This window comes from Sulfitobacter sp. HI0129 (assembly GCF_001635395.1).
Lineage (GTDB): Bacteria > Pseudomonadota > Alphaproteobacteria > Rhodobacterales > Rhodobacteraceae > Sulfitobacter.
In genome coordinates this window covers 1-1,098 of record NZ_LWGH01000815.1, presented here as the reverse complement: position 1 = coordinate 1,098, position 1,098 = coordinate 1, and the positions used below count along the sequence as shown (strand labels likewise).

General features: G+C 60.6%; 1 protein-coding gene. It reads right to left on the bottom strand.

Annotated elements, in window-relative coordinates:
* Positions 1 to 75 precede the first annotated feature (75 nt).
* The coding region (locus A3764_RS19405; RefSeq protein WP_067951963.1) for an IS110 family transposase at positions 76 to 1,098 on the bottom strand (1,023 nt) is incomplete at its 5' end.

Genomic DNA, 1,098 nt, shown 5'->3' with positions numbered 1-1,098 from the left:
AGACGAGATCCAAAATCCCAAGCGGAAGACCTGAACATTATCTACGAGGTCAGCGAACTGCCTCCACGGCTCTGATCAGACAAGGGTCCTTCCACCTGGGCTCACCCCCTCGAAGAAGGGGCGATAGGGTTCGCCGTGCTTGACCACGGCGTGTACGGTGCGCGCCATCTTGGCCGCGATTGCGGTGTAGGCCTTGCGGCGCAGATGGGCATTGTGTCGGTCTCCCGCGATGTAGCGTTCGAACTTGTCGCGGAAGCTGTTCGTGTGTTTGAGCACGGCAACCTGGCCCGCCATCCAGAGGGTTCTGCGAAGTCGGGCGTTGCCATACTTCGAGATGCGGCTTTGGCCGCGGAACATGCCGGATTGCACGGTGGCGAGGTCCATGCCGCAGAACTTCAGGAATTGGCGGTGATGGCGGAAACGGCGCAGATCGCCAGCTTCGGCCAGGATGGTCAAGGCGTTGATCGGGCCGATGCCGGGGATGGTTGTCAGAAGCTGGTAATCGGGATGATCGGACAGAAGCTCGACGGCACGGGCCTCGATCTCATTGCGCTGGCGAACCAGGCTTCGGCCTTCGGCCAGCACAAGGCGGAACATACGAACGGCGTCGGATTCCGGGTGAACGGGTAACCCCACTGAACCAACCGCTGTTGCGTAAATATCTGAGAGTAAGCGTTCTTTTGAGACCTTCCGGCCGACCACCTGCCACGCATCGGCAACGAAGGCCTCACGGCTCATGGCCGTGATCATGTGTGGCGATGGATACTTCTCGAGGAATGCCAGGAACCAGTCGGTACGCGAACTGCGGTGAAAGCGCTCGGCCTCGGGAAAGTAGAGCGGCAGATAGTGGGTCAGGATACGGTGCCACAGCTCGGTCTTCGAGCGCGAGACGATCTCGTGCGTCTTCGACAGTTCCTGGATGTCGGCAGTGCCAGTGACCAGCGGATCGTGGAAGAATTGCACCGCGCCGATCTCCAGCATGTGCAGGATCACCTGGGCGTCCTTCGGATCGTTCTTGTCCCAGCTGTTGTGCAGAGCTTCGCGCGTCCGGGCCAAACCCACAGAGGACACGAGCTTCAGATCGAACCCGGCCTGGCC